We start from the raw sequence: 4,320 nt of genomic DNA, 5'->3' as shown, positions 1-4,320 counted from the left end.
AATCATTACTGATTAATTTAAGATGTTTCCTTGGCGAACCCTTCCACTCTCTCCCTGATGGGCTTTTTTCCGGATTCATCAATAAAAAACGGAGAATACTTGACAAATTCGGGGGGGGGTAGAGTTATGATGCTTATTACTATTAAGCAATGATTTATGGGGTATAAATAGCAATTTTTACCCATTCTTAACCAGGACATTAACTTGCAATCAATCAAAAATGACTAATCAACTGCTAAAAGCCCTTTGCCTTCCCCCGGTGACTTGTGCCGTTTTCAGTGCCATTCCCGCCCATGCCGCTATTTTTTCAGGATAGGCAAGAGGCAAGAGGCAAAAGGAGGAATAGATAATCAGTCTTTAATAACTGGATTTAGTATAACTAGGGTTTATAACTGGGAAAATCGATATAACCTTCCTTGTCAAAAGAATACCAATCTTTCATCTGGGCATCGGGATTAAGAGGCCAATTATTGGCGAATCTTTCCACCAAATCGGGATTACTGATATAGGGGCGACCGAAAGCAATTAAATCCGCATCTCCTAACTGAATAGCGGCTTCAGCAGTTTCTTTGGTATAACCACAATTGCCGATTAAAGCACGATTAAAAACAGCCCGAAACTCGGATAAAAGCATCGGTTGACCCTTTTCATGAAAACCAAAAGCCAAGCCATCTAGCAGATGCAAATAAGCTAAATTATACTCATTTAATCTTTGGGCAACATAGAGAAAAGTTTCTCGAAAATCCTCGGAACCCATGTCATTATAAACCCCATTGGGAGATAGACGCACCCCCACCCGATGACTGGGAAAAACAGTTAAAATTGCCTCGACTACTTCCTGTAAAAAACGATAGCGATTTTCCCAACTGCCACCGTACTTATCCTGACGCTGATTAGTGGCCGATTGTAGAAAAGTATCGATTAAATAACCATTAGCTCCGTGAATTTCTATCCCATCAAACCCCGCTAATTTTGCCCTCTGAGCGGCCTTGCGGTAATCTTCGACAATTGCGGGGATTTCCTCGGTTTCTAAGGCTCTAGGGGTCTCGTAGGGCTGTTTGCCCATGGGTGTATGCAACTCCCCCTTAATCTTAATTGCGGAAGGGGCAACGGGTAAAGCCCCATTTTCCTGAAAACTGGGATGAGAAGCGCGACCACAGTGCCACAATTGACAGAACATTGGTGTTCCTTTTCTTTGGGCGATTTTTGTCACCATTTGCCATGCTTGCGCTTGTTCATCGGTGTAGATACCGGGGGTATTTTGCCAACCGTTAGCTTGGGGAGAAATTACCGTCGCTTCCGTAATCATTAATCCTGCGCTGGCCCTTTGCCGGTAATACTCGGCCATTATCTCATTGGCCAGACGTTTTTCTCCGGCTCGCGCTCGCGTCATGGGAGCAAGCACAAGACGATTTTCTAAGTTTAAATCTCCCAATTTAAATTGACTTAAAAGAGCCAGGGAAGTAGTGAAGGAAGTCATCGAATTTGCCGATAGAGAATTTAGGTTAATTTTACCGCAATTAGTTAAAACCAGACAATCACACCCAAGGATGATTGACTGGCTATCTGCGAGATTGTCCCTCTCCTAAGTTAGGATAATTAATCGGATCAACTAGCTGACTATAATTGATCTTGGTCATAAATCTGACTATAATTACCAGTTATTGAATTTATTCATCGTCCAAAATTAAAGAGACATAAACTATATTTTCTGGTGGTTGACTCATGATAAATGTCTTAGCAACTTCGGCATCATAAATATTGCTTAAATCTAAAGATATAGGAACCTAAACTATCCGATCGCCCAAATAATACCACAGATTTACCTGTCCCCAGTTATGGATGAGGGGACTACCCCCATTCCATCACCTCCTTGACCATTTCTCTCAAGTCATCGTTCTTATTTTTTCCCTCCTGCTTGTGATAAAGACGAAAATTGATAGGAGAAAAATTTTTGTCCAATTCGGTAAAAATAGTGTAATTACGCTTATCTTTACCTGACCAGAAATAGTCATTGTGGAGATGTCTAGTAACTGGTGTTTTGCCTATAAAACAGACTTTCTAGGGACTAAAACGAAATCATTACTCTTCGGTGCTTGCGAATTGTAAGAGGGTTTTTCAAAATCAGAATTTTTTATTAAACCTACCCAAAAATACCCAAAAGATGCAGACAGCCCCTACAGCGCGTTGATAAAAATGGTAAAACCCGAGTTTTTAGCAAGCATCGTGCATTTAATTGTGCTAATCTCGAAAAAATTGCGGTTTTTTCACAATTTATTTAGAACTAATTTATTAGTAAAAAAAGATGTTAAAACAGTCTTGATCAACTTGGGCTTTGTGGCTAGTATGTAAAGCATATAGCTCGTTGGAGACACCTGAATGAAAGCCCTATTACTGTGGCCGCTGATGCCCAACTCCTTTTGGTCCTATCAAGAGACTTTAGATCTAGCCGGCTTGAGATCAACCAATCCGCCTCTGGGTTTAATTACGGTGGCGGCCCTGTTGCCATCGGATTGGGAAATCCGGTTTGTTGATCGCAATGTCCGATTGGAAACGGCTTCGGATTGGGAGTGGTGCGATCTGGTAATCATCTCCGCCATGATCATTCAGAAAAAGGACTTTCAAGAATTGATTGCCAAAGGGTTGCAGTTGGGTAAAAAAGTGGCTGTGGGTGGGCCTTACCCCACCTCCTATCCAGAAGTTGCCCAAAAAGCTGGGGCAGATTACCTGATTCTGGATGAAGGAGAACTGACAATCCCTCTGTTCCTGGCGGCCCTGGAGCGGGGTGAACCGAGTGGTGTCTTTAGAGCCAGTGAGAAACCAGATGTAACCATGACACCGATCGCCCGCTATGATCTGCTAGATCTGGATGCCTATCTGGCGATTACCGTGCAGTTTTCTCGCGGTTGCCCCTTTCAATGCGAATTTTGTGACATCATCAACCTCTATGGCCGCAAACCGCGCACCAAAACCCCAGAACAAATGTTGGCTGAGTTGGAGACGTTATACCAACTGGGCTGGAGGCGCTACATTTTTGTGGTGGATGACAACTTCATTGGCAATAAGCGGAATGCCAAGGTGTTTCTGCGGGAGTTGATCCCTTGGATGGAACAACACCAGTATCCCTTTAAACTGATTACGGAAGCTTCCCTTAATCTGGCCGAAGACAGTGAACTGATCGAGTTAATGGTCAAGGCCGGCTTTATGCTGGTGTTTATGGGGATTGAGACACCAGATACCGATAGCTTAATGGGCATTAACAAGGTTCAAAACACCCGCCAATCCCTGATCGAATCCTGTCACAAAATTACCCGCATGGGGCTGCAGATTATGTCAGGCTTCATTATCGGTTTTGACAATGAGAAACCTGGCGCAGGGCAGCGGATCAAAGATTTTATTATGGAGGCGAGTATTCCCCAGGGGCAGTTTAGCCTGCTCCAGGCACTGAAAAATACCGCCCTGTGGAATCGCCTGCAACGGGAAGGTCGTCTGGTGGATGGCATGGGCACTGTCCATCAGGGAGCCATGATGAACTTTGAGCCAACTCGCCCGGTGGAAGAGATTACCGAAGAATACATCGACGCTTTCTGGGAAATCTACGATCCTGTTAACTACCTGAAACGAACCTTCAACCATTTCATGATCATGGGGGGATGGCGCGGCAAATCGAACCGTAAATTAGATTGGCAACAGTGGCAATTGTTCCGTTCCTTGCTCTGGCGGCAGGGGATTGTCCGACCGACGCGGTTCCGTTTCTGGTGGCAACTGGCAGTGATTGCCTGGGTCAAGCCCCGTCTGGTAGAAGAGTATCTAGCCACCCTAGGGATAGGTGAGCATTTTTTTGCCTATCGCTACGAAGTAAGAGAACAATTACTAAAACAACTAGCCGATTTGAAGCAACAGAAAGCAAGGGTAGCCCAGCTGGAAAAAACGCTCAAAAACTAGACAATATCGCAGACGAACAGTCATTTATCCCTAAACAGCGCTCTTGAATCCTACCCCAAAGTAGAGCAACAAAAAGCGCGTGGGGTTGTTTGACTGTCCAGTCATACTAAATCCGTTGAGTATAGGCTACTTATGAGGACAGGCAAAAGGCACTCATGCAAAAGGCAAAAGTGGAAATAAATAGGGTCTGCTGAAAAAGTTTTTCGGTGGGGGTTGGGGGTTGGGGGTTGGGGGATGGGGGATGGGGGATGGGGGTTGGGTTTTACCGATTTTCAGGTGGTCAACTACCTAATTTTCAGGGAAAAAGTACCTGAATTTTCCCCCTGATCACTCCCATGCCTGGTACTTTTTGATTGACAAAAAGTCTAAAAGTCT

2 protein-coding genes and 1 pseudogene are annotated in these 4,320 nt (G+C 44.4%); 2 read left to right on the top strand and 1 reads right to left on the bottom strand.

Annotation, left to right across the window (positions count from 1 at the left end):
• Window positions 1-220: 220 nt before the first annotated feature.
• Window positions 221-310, top strand: a pseudogene (locus tag EWV84_RS22885) (PEP-CTERM sorting domain-containing protein); the annotation flags it as partial.
• Between the two features lie 69 nt (window positions 311-379).
• Here the strand turns inward: EWV84_RS22885 and EWV84_RS12235 are convergent.
• Window positions 380-1,480, bottom strand: a complete 1,101-nt coding sequence (locus tag EWV84_RS12235; RefSeq protein WP_287078204.1) for an alkene reductase — start codon at window positions 1,478-1,480, stop codon at window positions 380-382.
• An 899-nt stretch (window positions 1,481-2,379) separates the two neighbouring features.
• On the opposite strand from EWV84_RS12235, the gene EWV84_RS12230 reads away from it, so the two are divergent.
• Window positions 2,380-3,945, top strand: coding sequence for a B12-binding domain-containing radical SAM protein (locus tag EWV84_RS12230; RefSeq protein WP_287078203.1), 1,566 nt, complete (start codon window positions 2,380-2,382; stop codon window positions 3,943-3,945).
• Window positions 3,946-4,320: the final 375 nt, after the last annotated feature.

Source organism: Microcystis sp. M_QC_C_20170808_M3Col (genome assembly GCF_007095505.1).
GTDB lineage: Bacteria > Cyanobacteriota > Cyanobacteriia > Cyanobacteriales > Microcystaceae > Microcystis.
This window is presented reverse-complemented; position numbering and strand designations above follow the sequence as displayed.

Excerpts from the sequence above, each read along its gene's own strand:
- EWV84_RS12235 (WP_287078204.1), bottom strand. The coding sequence starts at position 1,480 with ATGACTTCCTTCACTACTTCCCTGGCTCTTTTAAGTCAATTTAAATTG.
- EWV84_RS12230 (WP_287078203.1), top strand. The coding sequence starts at position 2,380 with ATGAAAGCCCTATTACTGTGGCCGCTGATGCCCAACTCCTTTTGGTCC.